This is a genomic window from Winogradskyella haliclonae, assembly GCF_014635865.1.
In the GTDB taxonomy this organism is placed as follows: domain Bacteria; phylum Bacteroidota; class Bacteroidia; order Flavobacteriales; family Flavobacteriaceae; genus Winogradskyella; species Winogradskyella haliclonae.
The window spans coordinates 251,964-272,697 of record NZ_BMDQ01000001.1; the positions used below are offsets into that span (position 1 = coordinate 251,964).

The window sequence follows — 20,734 nt, forward strand, 5'->3', positions numbered from 1 at the left end:
AAACTAAATGCATTTTATAGAAAAATACAAAGCAGTATTAATAACAAGCCTTATCACAGGTATTGTTGCTTTTGGGGTGTTTAGTATTCAGCTTTCAAATACTAAAGCGCTAATCGCAGAAACCATCTATGAGATTGAATCAAAGACCGAAGAAGAGATTCAGAAGGCACTTGAGGACATTCAGGATTTAAAATCTCCAACAACTAACAAAGCTTATAATGAAGATGAAGAGTTCAAAAAACTCATGAAAAACTTTAAGACTATAAGCGCAGATGATTTTGAAAAAACGACTCAGCGACTCGAAGATAGTAGAGCTGAAAAAGAAACAGAGACTGCAACTAATTCAAGTTATAAAAAAAGTAAAGCTTATGCCTTAAAAGAAAATGAAACAGAGTCCTATAAAAAGCTTCAAGATTTACTAGATAAAAAGCAACACGGAATTGCCGAACACGCCAAAGGCGGAAGCACATTAAGTTATTCTTTAAAAAATCGTAGGCTTCTGAGCTATGATACGCCAAGATATTTGTGTGAAACTTCTGGTAAAATAGTAGTAAATATAAGAGTAGATAATGGTGGTAATGTTTTTGAAGCTTATATTAATGGATCTTCAAACAGTAATAATGAATGCTTGATTGAGCACGCCATAGCATATGCAAAATCGGTACGCTTTAATACTTCAAACCGTACCGACCAATTAGGCTCCATAACCTTTTATTTTAAGGGAAAAAATTAAGCCAAAGTCTTGAGTAAATCTTCAATTGTAGATTGCCCTTTGTCTTTGTTATACCAACGCTGTAAGTCTTCTTTAAACTCGGGTGTTAATTGACCATGCTCTGCTTTATAATTATTCACTAGTTCTGTAGCAACAGATGGTCTTGGACCAAAGGTATCTATAACTTCATTAGAGTCATTATCAATCATAATAAGCTTTGGGATTGACTTTCCACCATTGGTTAAAAATGCGTTCATTAAGGCTTCATTTTCATCTCTAAGTACAACTTTGTAATCGATATTATCATTAAGGTCCGCTACTTTATTAATAACAGGCATAATATGTGCCGCATCTCCACACCAACTTTCAGTAAGTACCAACCATGTCATTTTTCTATTAGAATTTTCGACAATTGTTTTAGCATCTTCAGATAGCTTTACTGTTTTATCCCAACGTTTCATTCGTCTATCGTTGAGAGCTGTATAGTTTGCTAAAGCTTCTGTCTTTTCTGGTCCAGTAGTAGAGTTATTTTCAGTGAGCTCGCTAACTAAAGTTCTATATTGAGTATACGTCATACTCTTTTCTAAACTATCGGAGATTATATCATTTATCATATTGACTTGTAAAGTTTCCATAATACAAAATTAAAATTCTATTGCACAAAATTGTGCAACAGTTCTTACATTAGTCCTATAATTATTAAAAGCTTACAACTATGGAAAAACACAAATGCGGTTGGTGTGTTGGCGACCCACTTTATGAATCGTACCATGATAATGAATGGGGTGTTCCTGTAAAAGATGACCATCAATTATTTGAATTTTTAATCTTAGAAACGTTTCAAGCTGGCTTAAGTTGGATTACTATTTTACGTAAGCGTGAAAACTTCCGAAAAGCTTTTGATTATTTTGATTATAAGAAAATAGCTAACTATGATGAAGACAAAATCGCTGACCTGCTTCAAGATGTTGGAATCATTAGAAATAAACTAAAAGTAAATGCTACAGTCTCTAACGCAAAAGCATTTATAAAAGTCCAAGAAGAGTTTGGCACATTCTCAAAATACATCTGGAGTTTTGTTGATAATAAACCCATAAAAAACAATTTTAAAGACTATAAGGATGCTCCTGCAAACACACCCTTAAGTGATGCTTTGAGTAAGGATTTAAAAAAAAGAGGGTTTAAGTTTGTAGGCTCTACTGTTGTTTATGCGCATATGCAAGCTACAGGAATGGTCAACGACCATGAAGTCTCTTGTTTTAGGTATAATGAAGTATAAGTTATAAGTACTTTAGGAACTCTTGCCTTGAGATATGTTTTCCGCCTAAACTCTCGAGATGATTGGTGTGTAGCTGACAATCAATTAAATCATAGTCTGAGGATTGAATAAAATCTATAAACCCATATTTACTCGCATTACTCACTTTAGCAAACATGCTTTCACCACAAAATACTTTATTACCCATATCTACGCCATAAAGTCCACCTACTAAATCTTTGTCTTTCCATACCTCTACAGAAATGGCATATCCTAGTTTATGTAATTTTACATAAGCTTCAACCATAGCGTCTGTAATCCAAGTCCCATCTTGCCCTTCACGAACAGCAGCTGCACAATTAGAGATAACAGCCTCGAACGCTTTATTTTTAGTTACCTTAAATTGTTTTTTTCTAAACAACTGCTTCATACTTTTAGACACCTTAAGTTCATCTGGGAAAACAACAAATCTTGGGTCTGGTGACCACCACAAAATGGGTTCATCTTTTTCAAACCAGGGAAATATTCCGTTTTTATAGGCATGTAATAATCGTTCTGAAGATAAATCACCGCCTATTGCTAATAATCCATCGACAGAAGCTTCAGAAACATGGGGAAACTCTATTTTGTCGTTTAAAAAGTACATTTTTTCACCCAACTATAACGTTATAGTTGGCGTTAGTAGTGTTAAATCAAGCAATTAGCTTGGGTAAATTAGCTTTTTTTCTCATATTTGATATAACCTTTATGTTACGAATTTTGTTCATCATTGCTTTTTTTTGAGTTTGTTCGTAAAGGTTAAACCTAAAACCACAATATTAAGTCCTGATTTTTTAATCAGGACTTTTTTAATAAAACCAAAAAGCCTGTTCAAAAAAACAGGCTTTTTTAATTGATTATTTTTCTGAATTAGAACGGTAAATCGTCGTGGTCTTCAGTATTTAAATCTGTCGCAGGCTCAAATGCTGCTGTTGGTGGTACTGGAGGCATATCAGCTGGAGCAGTTTCAGATTGTAAAGCCTCAATTCTCCATCCTTGGATGGAGTTAAAATACTTCACTTCTCCTTGAGGGTTTGTCCATTCACGCCCTCTTAAGTTGATATTTACTTTTACTTGTTGTCCAACCTGGTAGTTATTCAATAAGTCTGTTTTGTCTTGAACAAACTCTACCATGATATGTTGTGGATATTGTTCTTCTGTAGTTACTACAAGCTCACGCTTCCTAAATCCATTGCTGCCAAAGGTTTGTGTTTCTCCAATCACCTTGATTCTTCCTTGTACTTCCATTTTATTAAGTATTCAAATTATTTATTTTATGTTTTGCTAAAAGCATAATTAGTGCTTCTTGGAAATTACCTTGTGCTATGATTTTTTTGACTCTTTTATGAATAAAATCATCCGATAAATCTGCGTTAGATAAGTTCCCAAATTCTTCCGAAGTTTTTAAATAGTTATCTATTTCATCTTCACTTGGAAAGGCTGCTAAATTACCTAAAATTCCTAAATCATTTCCAGATAAAACAGAACTTTTTCTAACGGATTCAGGCAACTTATCAACACCTATTCCTAAAGTGCTTAATGGCTTAGGTATTTCGAAAAATCCATCTTTAGCTCTACTATAATAACTGCCACCTGCTCGGGCGACTAAATCTAACTTCTCTTGGTTTACACTTCCGTTATCTTCTAATACATCTTTGGATAAATGTATTTTTAAAACCTCACAAATAATAAGATTCCCTGCACCACCTTTATTGCCTAGTTTTATAATTTCATTAACCTTACATTCCATTTGTATAGGTGATTCTGCAACTCTAAAGGGTTTTACCAAATCTGATTCTAACATGGTTAAACCTGCTTTTTCAAATTCATTGACATCTTCTGGATATTCTGTACTACTCAATGACATTTGCTGAACGATAGTATAGTTAACTACATTGATAACAACCTCATTGACAACTTCTGTATTCTCTAAGGTATGTTTCGTTGTATTATCTCTCACACGTCTGGCAGGAGAAAATATAAGAATCGGTGGATTGGCACTAAACACATTAAAAAAGCTAAACGGCGACAAGTTTGGGTTTCCGTTAGCGTCAATTGTACTTGCAAAAGCAATTGGTCTTGGTGCAACTGCACTTAATAAATAACTATGTAATTTAGCTGTAGAAAGCTCATTGGGTTGGTAAGACACCATAAAAAAATCATTTTTATCAAAGATAACCATATTACAGACGTAATAAAATGAATTCCCTAGGGTTTGAAAACAATAATATTTACAGAATTACATTATATTTAGAATTATTAACGATTCTAATTGATGCGTCTACATCTTAACAGAAATGTAATCCGTTGGATTATAATTATTTCATCTTTTATCATTGTATCCTTAATCCTTTGGAATACGTATGTGTTTTTTCAGCATTTTAAATCCGAAGAACGCTCAAAAATGAAGAGTTGGACATTTGCATATACTGAATTTGCAAAAAATGCATATGATAATTCTCAAGACTTAGATAATTTTGAAGTGAATGTAGTTGCCGAATATATTGTTGTAGATTCTACGTTAAACACTCCAATGTTATTATTGGATAAAGACCAAAACATTATTAGTCACAGAAATATTTTTGCGAAACCTCGACTTACCGAAAAGAATGAACTAGCCCAAGTCTATAATGATAGTATTGATGACAATTATGTTGAGACTAACAAAGACCGGCTAATTTTAAAATTTCAGAGAGAAAATCAACCATTAATCATGGAAGATTTAGAGCAAACACTTTATTACGGAAATTCACCTTTACTAAATAACCTAAAATACTATCCTTTAGCTTTATTATTAATAATTCTCCTTTTTGCTGCAGTAGTTTACTTTTTTTATAGAAGCTCTAAAACAGCTGAACAAAACAAACTGTGGACTGGTATGGCTAAAGAAACGGCACATCAAATAGGCACGCCATTATCCTCGTTAGTGGGTTGGACAGAAATTTTAAAATCTGAAAATGTCAATCCAGACTACATCATAGAAATGGAAAAGGATGTTGACCGCCTTAAAACCATAACTGAGCGCTTTAGTAAAATTGGCTCTATCCCTGAATTAAAAACTATTGATATTGTCTCTGAAACTCAAAACTCATATGTTTATTTACAGTCAAGAACATCAAAGCTTATTGAATTTAATATAGACATACCTGAAAAAGAGATTATGGTAAAACTTAATGGGCAGCTTTTTAGTTGGACCATAGAAAACTTAGTTAAAAATGCTATCGATGCCATGAAAGGTAAAGGCAAATTAACTTTGAGGCTTATTGAAAAAGAAAAGCAAGTTTTGATACAAATAACTGATACTGGAAAAGGCATTCCAAAGAGTCAATGGCAAACTGTTTTTGAACCAGGTTACACAACTAAAAAACGCGGTTGGGGTTTAGGTTTATCATTATCTAAACGAATAATCGAAGATTATCATAATGGCAAAATAAAAGTCATTCAATCTGAACTAAACAAAGGCACTACTTTTCAAATCGCTCTAAAAAAACACTTCAAAAACTAGAGTTATGAAAACGTCAAATTATTTTACATTAAAAGAGTTTCAATTAAATAACAACTGCCCTGAATGCTATAGTAATGACAGCTTACAACTCACCTTTAAGCAAAGAATCACTGAGACTATTTTCTTTAAGGCTATTACAGGCGACACTTCTCACGAAATGCATTGCAAAAATTGTAATACCACCATTTATCCTGTGCGTTGGAATGATGATATTGAGCGGGTTGTTGCCTACCACGAACGTGCCATTGTACCTAAAAAAACATCGTGGAAAATAAAACCTTTTGGTTATGTGTTTATTGGAATAGACCTATTAATAATTATCGCCATAGTACTAATAATGCTAGGTGTTATTAGGTTTTAATCTAAATGTGATGCAATTGAAGCTGCTAAAGTTTCAAATTCATCTTTCGAAAGATTCTGCTTTAAAACAAATCTAGCATCATCCATTGTATGCAATGGTATTAAATGTACATGAACGTGAGGTACTTCTAAGCCTATAACTGACATACCTATACGTTCACATGGTATAGCTTTTTCTATAGCTTTTGCTATTCGACGAGAAAACACCATTAAGTTTATATAAGTGTCTTCATCTAAATCAAAAATCTTATTAACCTCTTTTTTTGGGACACAAAGTGTATGCCCCTTACTATTGGGGTTAATGTCTAAAAAAGCGATAAAATCTTTAGTTTCTGCAACTTTATAAGACGGAATTTCTCCATTAATAATTTTAGTGAAAATAGAAGCCATGATTTTAAGTAGTTAGTTATGTAAATATAAAAAGATTCCTGCTTAAGGCTATAAACAGGAATCTTAAAATATATTTATCATCTTTATTATCTCGAAATCTCAAGAATATCAAACTTCATAATGCCGTTTGGGACTTGTATTTCGGCAACATCACCAACAGATTTACCTAAAAGACCTTTACCTATTGGTGAGTTTACAGATATTTTACCAGAAGCTAAATCCGCTTCACTTTCAGCTACCAAAGTATAGGTCATTTCCATACCGTTTGTTTGATTTTTAATCTTTACAATAGATAAAGCTAGCACTTTAGATGTATCCAATTGCGACTCATCTATAACACGTGCATTTGCTAAGGTTTCCTCCATTTTAGAAATTTTCATCTCTAGCATACCTTGTGCTTCTTTTGCGGCGTCGTATTCGGCATTTTCACTTAAATCACCTTTATCTCTGGCTTCTGCAATAGCCTGCGAAGCTTTAGGGCGTTCTATATCTTTTAAGTGATTTAATTCTTCTCTTAATTTTTTTAATCCTTCGGCTGTGTAATAAGATACTTTACTCATAACTCATTCGTTTTAAATAAAAGATGCTGAACAATTTCAGCATAAAAAAATCCCGCTTTCACGAGACAACTATACAAATATATAAAATATTTATGGGATGTCTTAATTATTGTAAATTGCAGCAAAAGGAAAATACTAAAATTAAATTCTTACACTTTTAGAAATATTGCTATGAAAAAGTTCTTAATATTATCTCTGTGCATTCTTACGTTTGGATGCAGTAGTAATAACAATCCTAATAATTGTAATTTTTTGCTTAACGTTAATGTTAATGTCAACGTGAATCTCAACTTACCACAATTTAGTCAATTACAGTTTACTGGTAATTCTGTAAGACTAGAAGGTCAGGGTAATGGTGGTATTATAATAGCAAGAACAGGTAGTGAAACACTTCGTGCTTGGGATGGTGCAGATCCAAATCATGCATTTTCTAACTGCTCTTTACTTTCAGTTAATGCACTTACAGCAACTTGTGGTTGCGAAGATGCTAATGAATATGAACTTTTATCCGGTCAGAATCTAGGTCAAGACCCAGAACCCTGCACATTATTACCGTACAGGGTTGAGTTTGTTGGTGATAACCAATATTTAATTACAAACTAAAAATTAAGCGTTACACCCAATAAGAAGTTTGTTGTCGCTTGAGGATAGAAGCCCGAGAAAAAACCTGTCGTAACACCTGTAGAACTTGAAGAGTCAGGAAAATCAAACGAACCAAAATACCCATTTGATATATATTTTTCGTTAAAAACATTGTTAACCAATAACGAAATATCAATGTTATCAATAAATGAATTTACTTTCCAATTATACGTGGCATTAAAATCATTTACAAAAAAGGCCTCTAATAAAGACGCTTCATTATCAATATTACCCATATATTGCTCTCCAACATGTTTAGACAAAAACGCTAGATATAACTCTTTTGTAGGTCGATAAGCTATTGTATTGCCTATAATAAGGTTTGGAGAAAATGAAATATCTGTATCACCTAAAGGAGTCAAAACCCCATTTCTCTGAAAGAAAAAATCTCTATTTTTATTTGTGCTCAATGCAAAATTTGGTTGGATATTTAGTTTTGATGTAATTGCAATATTAGCATCAACTTCAACACCCAATCGATAACTACTACCACTATTGGTACGAATTGGTGCTCCTGAAAGATCTCGATCTCCTGTAAGCACTAACTGGTCGTTATAATCCATATAGAAGCCATTAATATTTAAAGCTAATTTATCTGAGTTATGTCTCCAACCTACCTCAATATCGTCTAAACGTTCTGGACGTGGACTTCCATTTTCAAAATCTGTTCTATTTGGTTCTCTATGAGCTCTAGCAAACGACGCATAAAAATGATTCTTATCGTTTAGTTTGAAACTAGCTCCAAATTTGGGGTTAAAGAAATTGAAGCTTTCATCCACAATAAAATCAGCAACATCTGAGTTTTGTCCAGTTGTTGAGTAATCAACAAACCTACCCTGTAGGTCTAAATAAAATTGCCATTTGTCATTTAATCTATAATCTGCTTTTGCAAAAGTTGAAAATTCATTCTTCTTACCTACACCAAAGTAATAACGGTCTCCCAATTCGGAATCGCTAGCAAAACGAGCCCAAATTACTTCTCCAAAATGATCACCTTCATAAGTACTGTAAAATAGACCTGAAGTCACGTCAAATTGGTTGTCTTTATAGTTCACATTTCCTGATAAGACATAAAAATCATTATCTAACCAACGTCTTCTTACTATATCTGAAGTTGTAATAGTTTCTCCGCCTATTTGAACTGGCGATAAGCCATAAAAAGCTAAGTCATCATCATTTTCATATTCTTCAAAGAACCCACGACCATAGGTATAGTTGAAACTTACATTTGAACTCCAATTATTATTGTAACGTTGTGCCCAATGTATCTGATAATGATCTTGCTTGTAATCATCTACTTGATTGTTATGAAATCCAACAATATCACCTTGGTCATCTAAAATAGCTCCAGCTGGATTAAATGTAGGGTTATTAATGGCAGTGTCTCTATCTACACCAAACCAAGATTGGTATGTAACTTCGCTTCCTGCAAAATGTATAGCTTTAACCAATGTGTTATCATCCTTATAAGCGCCTTGTAAGTAATAGGATTTTAAATCCGAAGATGCTCTATCTATATAACCATCTGAAGTAATTTGTGACAATCTACCAGAAAATATAAAATGGTCATTTAACAACCCTGTACTAAACTTAACATTATGACGTCTCGTATTAAAAGACCCTATTGAATGAGATGTACTAGTACTAGCCTCATCTGAATCAACGTCCGTTAAAATATTTAAGCTTGCACCAAAAGCTGCTGGGCCATTAGTCGATGTCCCTACTCCTCGCTGCAACTGAAGGTTTTCTACTGAAGATGTAAAATCTTGTAAATTAACAAAAAACGTTGTCGCACTTTCTGCATCGTTGTAAGGGATACCATTAATAGTAACATTAATACCTTGGTTTGCTGTACCACGTACCCTAAAGCCTGTATAACCAATTCCTGCTCCTGCATCTGAAGTTGTAACAACAGACGGTAAAAATTTAAGTTGGGTTGCTATATCCTGACCTAAATTACGTTTAGCTAATTCCTCTTTTTTTAAGTTAGAATGTGTAATTGGAGAATTAGCTTTTACCCGAACTGCTTTAATTAAGACAGTTTCTAATTTTTCCGTTTTAGTTGAATCTTGTGTTTTTTCTTGAGAAAATGAAATAAAGGAAATGATTCCTAAGCAAATAAAAGTGAATAAATTTTTCATTACGACTATAAATAATAATCGAATAAAAAGAGGTAATTATTCTTAGTTAATAATTAGTTTGAGCATGAAATGCTGAAACAATTTCGGCATAACAAGCTATTAAAATTTCCTTAGCGGCATTACCCGCCCAGGTTCAATGGGTATGATCTCAGCTTTTTACAGCACCCCTTTTTTGAGAACGCTGCAAAGATAATAGGGATTTATGATTTTAGAATCACAAATCATTATTTTTTTAATCAATTTTAGGAGGTTTCCTATTTGCTTTTTTTTCAGAAGTCTTTTTCTTATTAAGCAGTCTTTTTTGTTTTATAGCTCTGGGAATTTTAGTTGGTAAACGCACTTTATCTTCTCTTAGGCCTTCTTCGATTAGTTCTAAAAAACGTCTAGTAACTATAGTCTTATTTTTAAATTGACTTCTGCTTTCTCCGCAACTTAACATCAAAACATCTCTATTAGTTAGTCTATTTTGCAAGTAGGCTTTTAACCTTTCTTTTTCTTCTTCATTAAAAAATGCTGAATCGAAGAGATCAAAGCTCAATTGAATCTTTGTCGCCACCTTATTTACATGCTGGCCACCACTTCCTGAACTACGAACCGCTTTATATACAATCTCGTTTATTAATTGAGAAAAATCCATCTTAGTTGAGTTGGTGCGATGGTTTTAACAAATCATTTACAGTTTTAACAGGGTTAAATGTTTGTATAGGAACTTCAACAAAAATGCTATTCCAATAAGCCATACTACCATTCCATAAACCCGGTAACTCAAGTGCTTTTATATCTTTCCCAACTTTAGTTTTCATGGTTATAAAAGCAGCTTTATGATTTACATATTTTTGCAAATCAAACGTATTGCCTTCATTGTCTTTGATAGAACAGACAATATCTACTGGATTAAAATGTGTCGCATTTGCTAAAATTCTTTTTTGCTCTTTATTCTTTTTATTGACCTGTGCAGATTCTACAATTTGTAGTGAAAGCCTACCAGCCTCATCCTTAACCCAAAATGGCCCACCACCTGGTTCTCCTTCATTTTTAACCATTCCGCATACTCGAATTGGTCTATTTAATGCTTCTAGAAGATATTCTACTTTGTATTTATGCGAATATTTCTCAAACTCTTCAGAAATAGAAAAATTTAACTTATTCGTTAAAAAGTCTCCTATTTCATTTAAGTTTTCTTCTGATAAGACTTCATTTCTAAGCTGTTTAATATATTCAAAAATCGAAGCCCTAATCTTTAGAAGTATTCCCGCTAAAACCTTTTTGTATTTAGCGACTTCTGCCTTGTAATGTTTAACCACTACATTATCTATATTACTTATAAAGATTAAATCTGCATCGATTGCATTCAGGTTCTTAAGTAAAGCGCCATGACCTGAAGGTCTAAAATACAAACTACCATCTTCGTTTCTAAATGGCTCATTTTTGGCAGTTAATGCAATTGTATCGGTCGATTGATGCTGGTATGAAAATGAAATTTCATAAGGAAAACCTGTTATCCCTTCAACACGCTCCTCAATACGTTTAAACTCTGTAGTAAACTTATCTCTATGCTTTTCAGAGATTGTGAAATGCAGCTTTAGGGGTTCTTTTCGTGAACCATAAAATGCCATCTCAAATAAATGTTCTTCAAAAGCTGTGGAAATATCATTATTGTATTTATGAAAAGGGAATAAGCCTTTTGGATAACTCCCAAAGTTTAGCTGATTCTCTTCTAGCATTGCTTTAACAAAAGTGTAGGCTTTTTGATTTGGATTTAAGGCATTATAATCAACACCATTGCTTTCTATTTGTTTTAAAACAATATAATAAAACGGAAATTTTTCTAAAGCTATTAAAAAAAGAGGTAATCTCTTGAGATTATTCCTATTTATATAGGCATTAAGCGATTGTATTACGGGATTATACTCTTTTAGAAATTGAAACAAGAATTTAAACATTCTAGTAGCTGCTCCAGATGCTGGTACAAATTTTACAATGTCAATTTTATTTTTTTGCGAATCAAAAAACGAAACATATTCTGAAACATCAAGATATGACACCTCTATAATTCCATTACCAACAGTAGCTGCAGAATGGATATTAGAATAATTAACACCTCTTACAAATTGAGAAATTTGCTTATTGACCAACTGTTCTGTTAGACCATAACTTTCAATTTGTCTTATATCTTCTTTAGTAAGCTTCAATTTTTATTTATTCAATAATTTATTAATATGTAAAACTGCTTTTTCTAAACGCTCTTTCTTTCCGCCTTTAAGTAAAACATAAGGTTTCTTATATTTTTTTAATGTGTCTTCAAAGGCATTAAACATACGCACCCTTTCATCTGGCTTATCTCGCAAATCATCAGCTTCCCAAGGTGTATCAATATAGGTTAAAAAATATAAGTCATAGACATTCTCTTGAGCATATTTATCTAAAACAGGGTCACATACGTCTTGATAATAAGCTTCGCTATACACCTTTGTTTCTAATAAATCTGTATCGCATATTAATACAGAATTTGTTTTCTGAGACAATTCATTTTCTAATTTCATTTGCCCAATAGCTATTGGCAATAAATCTTTTGGCTCACAAGTTTTACGTTCATTATTCCATTTATTTTGAAGATACTCTCTTGCATATTCTGGTACCCAAATAGAATTATAATATCTAGCTAACTGGCTTGATAGGGTAGTTTTGCCTGTTGATTCTGGACCAAAAAGGACAACTTTTATACAGTCTGATGTTTGTTGCTTAAGTTTTTCTTCCATGCTAAGTAACCCATTATGGCTAGAATAGTAAAAATTAAATATTGTAAAGATAACATCCCTAGACTTCTGTGAGCGTATAATGGGATTGTTATTAAGTCACCAAATATCCATAACGTCCAATTTTCTAACTTTTTATTTGCCATATACCACATTGCAGTAAAGAAAATTCCTGAGGTAAAAATATCTATATAATTAGGAATTTCTAACTCATAATTAAAAGCTTTATAGACTAGAAATGTGACTAAAATTGTTAATAAAAATAACCCAAAACCAATAATTTTTTCTTTTGAATTAGTTCTAGAAATTGGAACCACATATTTATCATTTTTCTTTCGAGACCAATTCCACCAGCCATAAATACTCATTATAGAATAGTAAAAATTCATCATCATATCCCCAAAATATTGATTGATATAAAGAAGGTAAACTGTAATTACTGTACAAATAATTCCTGTTGGATATACTAGTATATTTTTTTGTTTTGCAAACCAAACACTAACAATACCAAACACAAAAGCAATGGCTTCTAAAATAATTTGATATGTTGGTGTGCTTTTGTAAGCATCAAGGAAAAAATCAAAAATGGGGTTCATAATCGCTACGATCTGTTTTTACTATTTTCATATTTAATATAGCTATATCTACATCTGAAAATGCTTTTTGGATTTCGGCTTGAAGAAAAGGCATGAGCTTATTATAGTTGCCATAAACCTGAGTACTTAATGGATTTTTTAAAACTTTAAATTCTGAAGTTCTGAGTGCTTTTATGAAAGCTATAATATGTGGCTCATAATCATCTTTTAAAGGCGTGTATGTGAGTTCTACTGATACTTTCATATTTACTTTTTAAAGTTCTTCAAAGAAGTTTTCATTTTCTTCAAAAGCTGTGCCTATAACCACCATATCTGCTCCTGAGCTATATGCCAATTCTAAATCCTCTTTAGAACGAATACCACCACCAACAATCAGAGGAATTTGTAATCGTTTTTTAACTTCAGAAATAATCTTATAATCTACAGGATGCGTGGCGCCGCTTCCTGCTTCAAGATATATCAATTTCATCCCCAATAACTCACCCGCTCGTGCCGTATTAATTATGGCATCTATATTTTCTCGTGATAAAGGCTGGGTTTTACTCACACGTTCTACAGCTGTTTGCTTTCCGTTTTCAATAAGTACATATCCTGTTGGAATAACTTCAAGTTGCATTCTTAATAGCTTTGGAGCTGCTTCAACATGTTTACCTATTAAGTATTCTGGGTTTCTTCCAGATATTAATGATAAAAACAAAATTCCATCTGCCTTATCTGTGAGTTGAGTAATGCCTCCTGGAAATAAAATAATCGGTAATCTGGTATGCTTCTTTAATTCTATAACTACTTTTTCGGTTTCAAATTCTTCTACTTCACTTCCTCCAACAAAAATATGAGTCGCTATGGATTGATTGATCTTTACACATAAAGAGGCAATGGAATTAATTTCTGTTTTATCAGGATCAATTAATATCGCCAAAAGCTTTTTTCGTCTTTTAGCCGCTGATTTTATATTGTGATAAATAGAGCTCATTCTTCTAAAACATAAGCACAGGTAAAACCATCGAATTCTAAAAAGTTGGCTTTGTATCTGTATTTCCTATCCTTATAATCTATCCAAGAAATGGTTTCACCGTCTTCAAAAGTAAAAGGAATGACTAAAAAATGTTCACGAAATAGCATCCCAGGTGTCGCAAACAACTTATACAAGGATTCTTTAATTCCCCAAATCACCGTCAGTTTACGCACGTAATCTTCTTCTTCAGGTTTTAAATAATTGAATTCGTAATCCACAAACTTCTTGGCAATAACAGCAATTTTCTCACGCTGCATTTCAATATCAATACCAACTTCAACATCACTAACAATAACTCCCGAAAATGTAAAGCTATGCGTAATGGAAATATGCTTTCCATCTTTAAGATGTGGCTTTCCATTATTATCATAAAACAAGTCTTGGTCTGTATACCCAAATTCGTGAAGCAAATGACGTACACTTAAAAAACCGCGTTGATGTAGTTCGCTTTTCATGCCTAAAACCCGCTCCAAACTATTAGGTTTTAAGTCTAATGGAGCCATTAAATCGTCGTATGACTCTTCAATCTTCCAAATTTTAACAGTAGTTTGTGTGTTAACGCTAATAGATTTATACAGCGGCATTTAGTAATGTTAATGTTATGTATTATCTTTGCAGCGCTTAAAGCGCATTTGGCAATATTTAAAGGCGAATTTAATCAAATTAACTTCTAAAACCCAAAGGCGTTTCATTTATAAATAAAGAAAAAATATGAGTACAAAGACTATTGCTTACGTTCCAAACAAAGTAAAAGACATGTCGTTAGCGGCTTGGGGAAGAAAAGAAATTGAATTAGCCGAAGCAGAGATGCCTGGACTAATGAGTTTACGTGAAGAATATAAAAATGAGCAGCCACTTAAAGGTGCACGTATTGCGGGATGTTTACACATGACTATCCAGACTGCGGTATTAATTGAAACATTACAAGCACTTGGTGCTGAGGTAACTTGGAGTTCTTGTAACATTTTCTCGACACAAGATCAAGCTGCTGCCGCTATTGCTGCTGCTGGTACTGCTGTATATGCATGGAAAGATATGACAGAGGAAGAATTTGACTGGTGTATAGAACAAACGCTATTCTTTGGTGAAGATCGTCAACCATTAAACATGATTTTAGATGATGGTGGTGATTTAACTAACATGGTTTTAGACAAATATCCTCACTTAGCTAAAGACATAAAAGGTCTTTCTGAAGAAACAACTACAGGTGTTCACCGTTTATACGAGCGTGTTAAGAACGGAACATTACCAATGCCTGCTATTAATGTAAATGATTCTGTGACTAAATCTAAATTTGACAACAAATATGGATGTAAAGAATCTGCAGTTGACGCAATTCGTCGTGCAACAGACGTGATGTTAGCTGGTAAGCGTGTTACAGTTTGTGGTTATGGTGATGTTGGTAAAGGTACAGCTGCTTCTTTTAAAGGTGCTGGCTCTATAGTTACTGTAACAGAAATTGACCCAATTTGTGCTTTACAAGCGGCAATGGACGGTTTTGAAGTAAAACGTTTAGAGACTGTTGTTGGAAATTCTGATATCGTAATTACTACAACAGGAAACAAAGACATCGTACGTGCTGAGCACTTCCAAGCAATGAAAGACAAAACTATCGTTTGTAACATTGGACACTTTGATAACGAAATCCAGATGGCTTGGTTAAACGACAACTATGGTGATACTAAGAACACGATTAAGCCACAAGTAGACAAATATACTGTTGATGGAAAAGACATCATTGTATTAGCTGAAGGTCGTTTAGTAAACTTAGGTTGTGCAACAGGTCACCCAAGTTTTGTAATGAGTAACTCATTTACAAACCAAACTTTAGCACAAATCGAACTTTGGAATAATAGTGAGGCATACGGAAACGATGTATACATGTTACCAAAGCATTTAGATGAGAAAGTAGCTAAATTACACTTAGAAAAGATTGGTGTAGAATTAACAGAGCTTAAATCTGACCAAGCTGAATATATTGGTGTAACTGTTGAAGGTCCATACAAGCCAGAACACTACAGATACTAAGGAAGAGCGTTAAGCTTTTAGATTATAAAACAAAAACCTTCACAGAAATGTGGAGGTTTTTTATTTATCTTGTCTCAAAGTTTTATCATGAAAAACCATTCAAAATTAGATAGCTATATAAAGCAACTCGAAACCCATATCCCAGAGTATGAAATTTCAAATTCAAAAATTTCTAAATCTACAGTGGGTTGGCAGATAGACCATAGCCTTAAAGTAATTAATGGAATTATTGGACTACTAAAAGACGCTCCAACAGACAAAACTCCAAAGCTTAGGTTTTCTGGGCGATTATTCTTAACATTAGGCTACATCCCCAGAGGAATGGGAAAAGCCCCTAAGCATGTTTTACCTCCAGAACATATTGAAAAAATACAATTAGATGAACAGTTGGCAATGGCTAAAGAATTAGTGCCTGAACTTAAAAACGTTAATACTAAAGCTACGTTTAAGCATCCTTATTTTGGCATTTTGACCAAACAACAATCCATTAGATTTATAGAAGTGCATACCAAGCACCACTTAAAGATTATTAAAGATATTTTGAAAGGATGAGATTACTATTCTTTTTGTGATTTAGATAGCATTAAATAATTTTAGCTATATTAGAATCTCCCTATATTATTACCAGATGGTAATAAGTAGGGTTTTTTATTTTAATAATCATATATGAAGACTACCACTAGAACAGAATTATTAGAACATTCAAGAGCGAAAGTTGTATTACTTAAAACTTACCTATCGACTTACCTTAACATTATTTCTAGAGTAAAATACTATAGTAAAATTCACATATATGATTTATTATGTGGAGAAGGAGTATATGTAGATAAATCTGAAGGAAGTCCTATTGCTATTTTAAAAACAATAAAAGACCACTATTTTTCAAATGATAGTACATGTCCTAACATTGATTTATGGCTAAATGACAATGGGGAATCAGAAATTGAGCCAAATAAGCTAAAAATTGAAAGAGTAAAAGAATATACAGAAGGTATATTTAAGCCTAAAAACTTAAAGATTGACTTCACCAAAATTGATTACACAGAAATAGATTCTTTAGTTTTTAAAAAAGTAAAAAAATATTATGAGGATAAGCATCTAATATTTATAGACCCACATGGTTATAAAGAGATTGATATCAATCAAATAATTAAGTTCCTGAGTATTGGTAATTCAGAAGTAATTCTCTTTTTACCTTTATTCGACATGTATCGATTTGCAAACAAGAGTTATGACCCAGAATTTAAGAGTGGTAATGCCTTAAGAACTTTTCTAAATAAATGTTTTGACAATAAAAAAATGAGCTTTAACTCTGTATTTGATTTTTCCGATAAGCTAAAAGAAGCATTTATTAAGCAAACTAATTGTTTTGTTGACACCTTTCTTTTAGAGAAAGATAAAAGTAATTATTATGGTCTATTTTTTTTCACGCCTAATGCACTTGGTTTTGAAAAAATGCTTGAAGCTAAATGGAAAGTGGATACTGAACAAGGTCGTGGTTTCAGCAAAAGAATAATTAACCAAGGCTCTTTTTTTGACACATTAGAAGTCTCTAATTATCCTTTCGAACTCACAAATTTTTTAAGGAATAATCCTAAAACTAATGCAGAAATATATATGTTTGGCCTAAAAAAAGGATATTTACCTAAACATACTATTGAAATTCTAAAACCGTTTAGAAATAATAGTAAATTAATAGTAAAAGATTTACTAGGTAAAGTAATGCCAAAGAATGGCTATTATTTAAACTACGAAAATTATAAATCAAATCCCGAAAAAGTAGTAACATTTTATTTAACTTAAATACCATGAAAAAAACTAAAATAGAATGGACTGAAGCAACATGGAACCCTACAACAGGATGCACTAAAGTTTCTGCCGGCTGTAAAAATTGCTACGCTGAAACCATGTCTTTTCGTTTAAAGGCTATGGGAACCCCAGGATATGATAACGGTTTTGAATTCTCTTTAATGCCCGAACGCTTAGCTCAACCTTTGAACATAAAAAAGCCAACTCGTTTTTTTGTAAACTCTATGAGTGACTTATTTCATGAAAAAATGCCTTATGATTATTTAGATAGAATTTTTGAAGTCATGGAAAAAACACCAAGGCATCAGTATCAAATTCTTACTAAACGAGAAAAGATTCTAGCTGATTATTTTGTAGATAGATCTGTTCCAAATAATGTTTGGTTAGGAGTTACAGTTGAGAATAAAAAATCAAAAAATAGAATAGATATTTTAAGGAATATAGATGCAAAAATTCGTTTTCTTTCATTAGAGCCTTTGTTAGAAGATTTAGGCGAGTTAGATTTATCAAATATACATTGGGCAATAGTTGGTGGCGAAAGTGGGCATAAAGCTAGACCAATGAAGCCTATTTGGGCAATTAACATTAAAAACCAATGTAAAGAGCAGAATGTTCATTTCTTTTTCAAACAATGGGGGACTTGGGGAGCTGACAATGTAAAAAGAAGCAAAAAAGCCAATGGCCGTCTATTAGAAGGAGAAGAATGGAACGAATATCCTGCTGAATTGGAAATGATTTAAAACAAAAAAGCCTCAATAATCATTGAGGCTTTTAATTCTTACTTCTTCGGATGCACCAATGTCATTTCATCAATTAAATGTTTAGCTCCAGCATACTTATCTATAATAAACAAGACATATCTTAAATCAACCATGATGTTTCGACATATCTCAGGGTCGTAATAGATATCGCTCATAGTACCTTCCCAAACACGGTCAAAATTAAGACCAACTAGATTACCTTCAGCATCAATCGCTGGGCTTCCAGAATTTCCACCTGTGGTATGGTTAGTTCCCAAAAAGCAAATAGGTAATTTACCGTTTTTGTCTGCATACTGCCCATAATCTTTTGCTGCATACAAGTCTCTGAGTTTTTCAGGCACATCAAATTCATAGTCTCCTGGCACGTATTTTTCTATCACACCATCGAGATATGTTACAGGATTATAGTAAATAGCATCTCTAGGTGCATAACCATTAACCTTACCGTAAGTAACTCTAAGCGTACTGTTAGCATCTGGAAAATACCGTTCTTCAGGGAGTACTTCCATTAAGGCTTTCATGTATTTGGTTTGTAATGCATTTATTTGCGTATTAATACGCTGAAATTCCGGCTCCAAATTGGTGTAAAATTCTAAAACTAGAGGTTTCGCATATTGATAAGCCGCATCATTATTTAATTTTTGTAATACAGTTTTAGAGTCTCCTTCTAATAATTTTAACGCACTATCGAGATTTACAAAAGCTGTTTTGTCATAAATAGAAGCATCAAAATTAGATGTGTATAGTGGCATTACAGCTTCAAAAACACCTTTGTCAACAGCTGAATTATAGTTTTTGTGTATGTCTTTTAATCGATTTACCATTGATGCTCTTGCTCTTTCAAAAGCTTCGTCACCTCTACTAGCAGTGTTTTCCATTTGCACCAATCGGAACATCATTTGCATCAACTCATTAGAACGCAAGAAGACCTCAACAAAATTATTACGCTTTACATTTACGGATTCAAACTCTTTATATAGTTTCTCGAATTCTGGTAAAATATCTCCATATGCCGCTTCTTTCCCTTGCGCCTTTAATGCCTTTACAAATTCCTTTTCAAATTGTCTTTTTATATCAACGGCACCGCTTTTTTCAATTCCTTGATTTTCGCCAATCCATTTCTTCCAAGCATTGGCAATACGCGCTTGTTTAGAGGCATATTGAATACGAATTTGGTCATCAGCCTTCATATTAGCATCAATAACTTTTAAGGCAGCTTCTCTGATTGCTATGTTAGATGGATTTACCTTTTGTGTAATCTGCTCAACGGCTACAGCAGGAAGATATTCATTGGTACGCCCTGGAAATCCAAAAACCATTGTAAAATCATCTTCTTCAACACCATCTAGTGAAACTGGTAAAAAGTGTTTAGGCGTGTAAGGCACGTTATCTTTGCTGAATTTAGCAGGTCTATTATTCTTATCGGCATAAATTCTGAATAACGAAAAATCCCCCGTATGTCTAGGCCATACCCAATTATCGGTATCACTACCAAACTTACCTATACTACTTGGTGGTGCTCCTACTAGACGAACATCCTCAAAACGTTCTGTTACAAATAAATAATATTGATTGCCTTTGTAAAACGGACGAATTTTTATGCCCTGCCAAGTTTCTTTAGCAACGTTTTTTTCAACAGCATTTCTATTCTTATCTATTTGCGACTGTTTTTCGCGTGGACTCATCTCGTCTGATACACCCTTTAACATTGCATCTGTAACGTCCTCAATACGCACAATAAACTCTACATAGAGTCCTTCATTAGGAATTTCTTCTTCAAAATTCATAGCCCAAAAGCCATCTTTTAAATAATCGTTTTCTAAAGATGAATGTGATTGGATTTGACTAAAACCACAGTGATGATTAGTAAGTAATAGTCCTTTTGGAGAAATTACTTCGCTTGTACAACCGCCATTAAAATGACCAATTGCGTCTTTTAAACTTGAATTATTAACGTCGTAAATATCTTTGGCAGTAAGCTTACTTCCTAAACTTTGCATTTCTCTTTCATTCATTCCTTCTAAAAGTGAAGGAATCCACATACCGCCTTGTTGTGCTGAAACTTGAAAAACAACAAATAAAATAATAACTTTTAAAATACGCATAGTCTATAATGTTTTGATTTTAATAAAGATAAAAAAGCAAAGGATTTTGTCAACTCA

Annotated in this window: 24 protein-coding genes; 9 read left to right on the top strand and 15 right to left on the bottom strand. The window is 33.0% G+C overall.

The genetic code is table 11. The features are described from left to right. Window positions 1–7 precede the first annotated feature (7 nt). Complete coding sequence (locus IEV10_RS01150; protein ID WP_188372859.1) at window positions 8–733, top strand: hypothetical protein; 726 nt, start codon at window positions 8–10, stop codon at window positions 731–733. Here the strand turns inward: IEV10_RS01150 and IEV10_RS01155 are convergent. Then, window positions 730–1,347, bottom strand: a complete 618-nt coding sequence (locus IEV10_RS01155; RefSeq protein ID WP_188372860.1) for a thioredoxin family protein — start codon at window positions 1,345–1,347, stop codon at window positions 730–732. The two genes, IEV10_RS01150 and IEV10_RS01155, sit on opposite strands and share 4 nt — an antisense overlap. A gap of 80 nt (window positions 1,348–1,427) precedes the next feature. Here IEV10_RS01155 and IEV10_RS01160 point away from each other — a divergent pair, with 80 nt between their 5' ends. Beyond that, a complete protein-coding gene (locus IEV10_RS01160; RefSeq protein WP_188372861.1) occupies window positions 1,428–1,991 on the top strand; it encodes a DNA-3-methyladenine glycosylase I in 564 nt (187 codons plus the stop codon). Window position 1,992: 1 nt separating this feature from the next. Here the strand turns inward: IEV10_RS01160 and aat are convergent, their stop codons facing one another. The 3 genes from aat to IEV10_RS01175 form a co-directional block, all read right to left on the bottom strand. Beyond that, window positions 1,993–2,616 (bottom strand): leucyl/phenylalanyl-tRNA--protein transferase, encoded by a 624-nt coding sequence (gene aat, locus IEV10_RS01165; RefSeq protein WP_188372862.1) that lies wholly within the window; start codon window positions 2,614–2,616, stop codon window positions 1,993–1,995. Window positions 2,617–2,879: 263 nt separating this feature from the next. Continuing rightward, the gene (locus IEV10_RS01170) at window positions 2,880–3,257 is read right to left on the bottom strand and encodes a DUF3127 domain-containing protein (RefSeq protein WP_188372863.1); all 378 of its coding nucleotides are present in this window, start codon (window positions 3,255–3,257) and stop codon (window positions 2,880–2,882) included. A 4-nt stretch (window positions 3,258–3,261) separates the two neighbouring features. Further along, entirely contained in the window at window positions 3,262–4,161 is a 900-nt protein-coding gene (locus IEV10_RS01175; RefSeq protein ID WP_188372864.1) for a flavin reductase family protein, read from the bottom strand. Between the two features lie 123 nt (window positions 4,162–4,284). Between IEV10_RS01175 and IEV10_RS01180 the strand changes: the two genes are divergently transcribed. Next, window positions 4,285–5,514, top strand: coding sequence for a sensor histidine kinase (locus IEV10_RS01180; RefSeq protein WP_188372865.1), 1,230 nt, complete (start codon window positions 4,285–4,287; stop codon window positions 5,512–5,514). Between the two features lie 4 nt (window positions 5,515–5,518). After that, window positions 5,519–5,875, top strand: a complete 357-nt coding sequence (locus tag IEV10_RS01185; protein WP_188372866.1) for a hypothetical protein — start codon at window positions 5,519–5,521, stop codon at window positions 5,873–5,875. Here IEV10_RS01185 and IEV10_RS01190 read toward each other — a convergent pair. Both IEV10_RS01190 and greA read right to left on the bottom strand, forming a co-directional pair. Then, complete coding sequence (locus tag IEV10_RS01190; protein WP_188372867.1) at window positions 5,872–6,264, bottom strand: HIT family protein; 393 nt, start codon at window positions 6,262–6,264, stop codon at window positions 5,872–5,874. The genes IEV10_RS01185 and IEV10_RS01190 overlap by 4 nt on opposite strands. A gap of 86 nt (window positions 6,265–6,350) precedes the next feature. Further along, window positions 6,351–6,824: a transcription elongation factor GreA gene (gene greA / locus IEV10_RS01195; protein WP_188372868.1), complete on the bottom strand. Its 474-nt coding sequence runs from the start codon at window positions 6,822–6,824 to the stop codon at window positions 6,351–6,353. Window positions 6,825–6,995: 171 nt separating this feature from the next. On the opposite strand from greA, the gene IEV10_RS01200 reads away from it, so the two are divergent. Then, entirely contained in the window at window positions 6,996–7,427 is a 432-nt protein-coding gene (locus IEV10_RS01200; protein WP_188372869.1) for a hypothetical protein, read from the top strand. Here IEV10_RS01200 and IEV10_RS01205 read toward each other — a convergent pair. The 8 genes from IEV10_RS01205 to IEV10_RS01240 all read right to left on the bottom strand — a co-directional run bounded on the left by IEV10_RS01205 (window position 7,424) and on the right by IEV10_RS01240 (window position 14,558). Continuing rightward, window positions 7,424–9,607 (bottom strand): TonB-dependent receptor, encoded by a 2,184-nt coding sequence (locus tag IEV10_RS01205; protein WP_188372870.1) that lies wholly within the window; start codon window positions 9,605–9,607, stop codon window positions 7,424–7,426. The two genes, IEV10_RS01200 and IEV10_RS01205, sit on opposite strands and share 4 nt — an antisense overlap. Window positions 9,608–9,839: 232 nt before the next feature. Next, window positions 9,840–10,244: an alternative ribosome rescue aminoacyl-tRNA hydrolase ArfB gene (arfB, locus tag IEV10_RS01210; protein WP_188372871.1), complete on the bottom strand. Its 405-nt coding sequence runs from the start codon at window positions 10,242–10,244 to the stop codon at window positions 9,840–9,842. A gap of 1 nt (window position 10,245) precedes the next feature. Next, on the bottom strand, window positions 10,246–11,799 hold the full coding sequence (locus IEV10_RS01215; protein ID WP_188372872.1) for a DUF4301 family protein: 1,554 nt from the start codon (window positions 11,797–11,799) through the stop codon (window positions 10,246–10,248). 3 nt (window positions 11,800–11,802) lie between these two features. Next, entirely contained in the window at window positions 11,803–12,366 is a 564-nt protein-coding gene (locus IEV10_RS01220; RefSeq protein WP_188372873.1) for an AAA family ATPase, read from the bottom strand. Beyond that, on the bottom strand, window positions 12,327–12,959 hold the full coding sequence (gene pnuC, locus IEV10_RS01225) for a nicotinamide riboside transporter PnuC (RefSeq protein ID WP_188372874.1): 633 nt from the start codon (window positions 12,957–12,959) through the stop codon (window positions 12,327–12,329). The genes IEV10_RS01220 and pnuC overlap by 40 nt, the downstream gene beginning before the upstream one ends. Then, the gene (locus tag IEV10_RS01230; protein WP_188372875.1) at window positions 12,943–13,203 is read right to left on the bottom strand and encodes a hypothetical protein; all 261 of its coding nucleotides are present in this window, start codon (window positions 13,201–13,203) and stop codon (window positions 12,943–12,945) included. Before IEV10_RS01230 ends, pnuC begins: the two co-directional genes overlap by 17 nt. A 9-nt stretch (window positions 13,204–13,212) precedes the next feature. Further along, on the bottom strand, window positions 13,213–13,932 hold the full coding sequence (locus IEV10_RS01235; RefSeq protein ID WP_188372876.1) for a phosphoglycerol geranylgeranyltransferase: 720 nt from the start codon (window positions 13,930–13,932) through the stop codon (window positions 13,213–13,215). Beyond that, complete coding sequence (locus tag IEV10_RS01240) at window positions 13,929–14,558, bottom strand: 4'-phosphopantetheinyl transferase family protein (protein ID WP_188372877.1); 630 nt, start codon at window positions 14,556–14,558, stop codon at window positions 13,929–13,931. Before IEV10_RS01240 ends, IEV10_RS01235 begins: the two co-directional genes overlap by 4 nt. A gap of 127 nt (window positions 14,559–14,685) precedes the next feature. On the opposite strand from IEV10_RS01240, the gene ahcY reads away from it, so the two are divergent. The 4 genes from ahcY (at window position 14,686) to IEV10_RS01260 (ending at window position 18,551) form a co-directional block, all read left to right on the top strand. Further along, on the top strand, window positions 14,686–16,002 hold the full coding sequence (gene ahcY / locus IEV10_RS01245; RefSeq protein WP_188372878.1) for an adenosylhomocysteinase: 1,317 nt from the start codon (window positions 14,686–14,688) through the stop codon (window positions 16,000–16,002). 87 nt (window positions 16,003–16,089) lie between these two features. Continuing rightward, window positions 16,090–16,554, top strand: coding sequence for a DinB family protein (locus IEV10_RS01250; protein ID WP_188372879.1), 465 nt, complete (start codon window positions 16,090–16,092; stop codon window positions 16,552–16,554). 114 nt (window positions 16,555–16,668) lie between these two features. Next, window positions 16,669–17,805: a three-Cys-motif partner protein TcmP gene (gene tcmP, locus IEV10_RS01255; protein WP_188372880.1), complete on the top strand. Its 1,137-nt coding sequence runs from the start codon at window positions 16,669–16,671 to the stop codon at window positions 17,803–17,805. A 5-nt stretch (window positions 17,806–17,810) separates the two neighbouring features. Beyond that, window positions 17,811–18,551, top strand: coding sequence for a DUF5131 family protein (locus IEV10_RS01260; protein ID WP_188372881.1), 741 nt, complete (start codon window positions 17,811–17,813; stop codon window positions 18,549–18,551). 38 nt (window positions 18,552–18,589) lie between these two features. Here IEV10_RS01260 and IEV10_RS01265 read toward each other — a convergent pair whose 3' ends face one another. Then, a complete protein-coding gene (locus IEV10_RS01265; RefSeq protein WP_188372882.1) occupies window positions 18,590–20,677 on the bottom strand; it encodes a S46 family peptidase in 2,088 nt (695 codons plus the stop codon). Window positions 20,678–20,734: the final 57 nt, after the last annotated feature.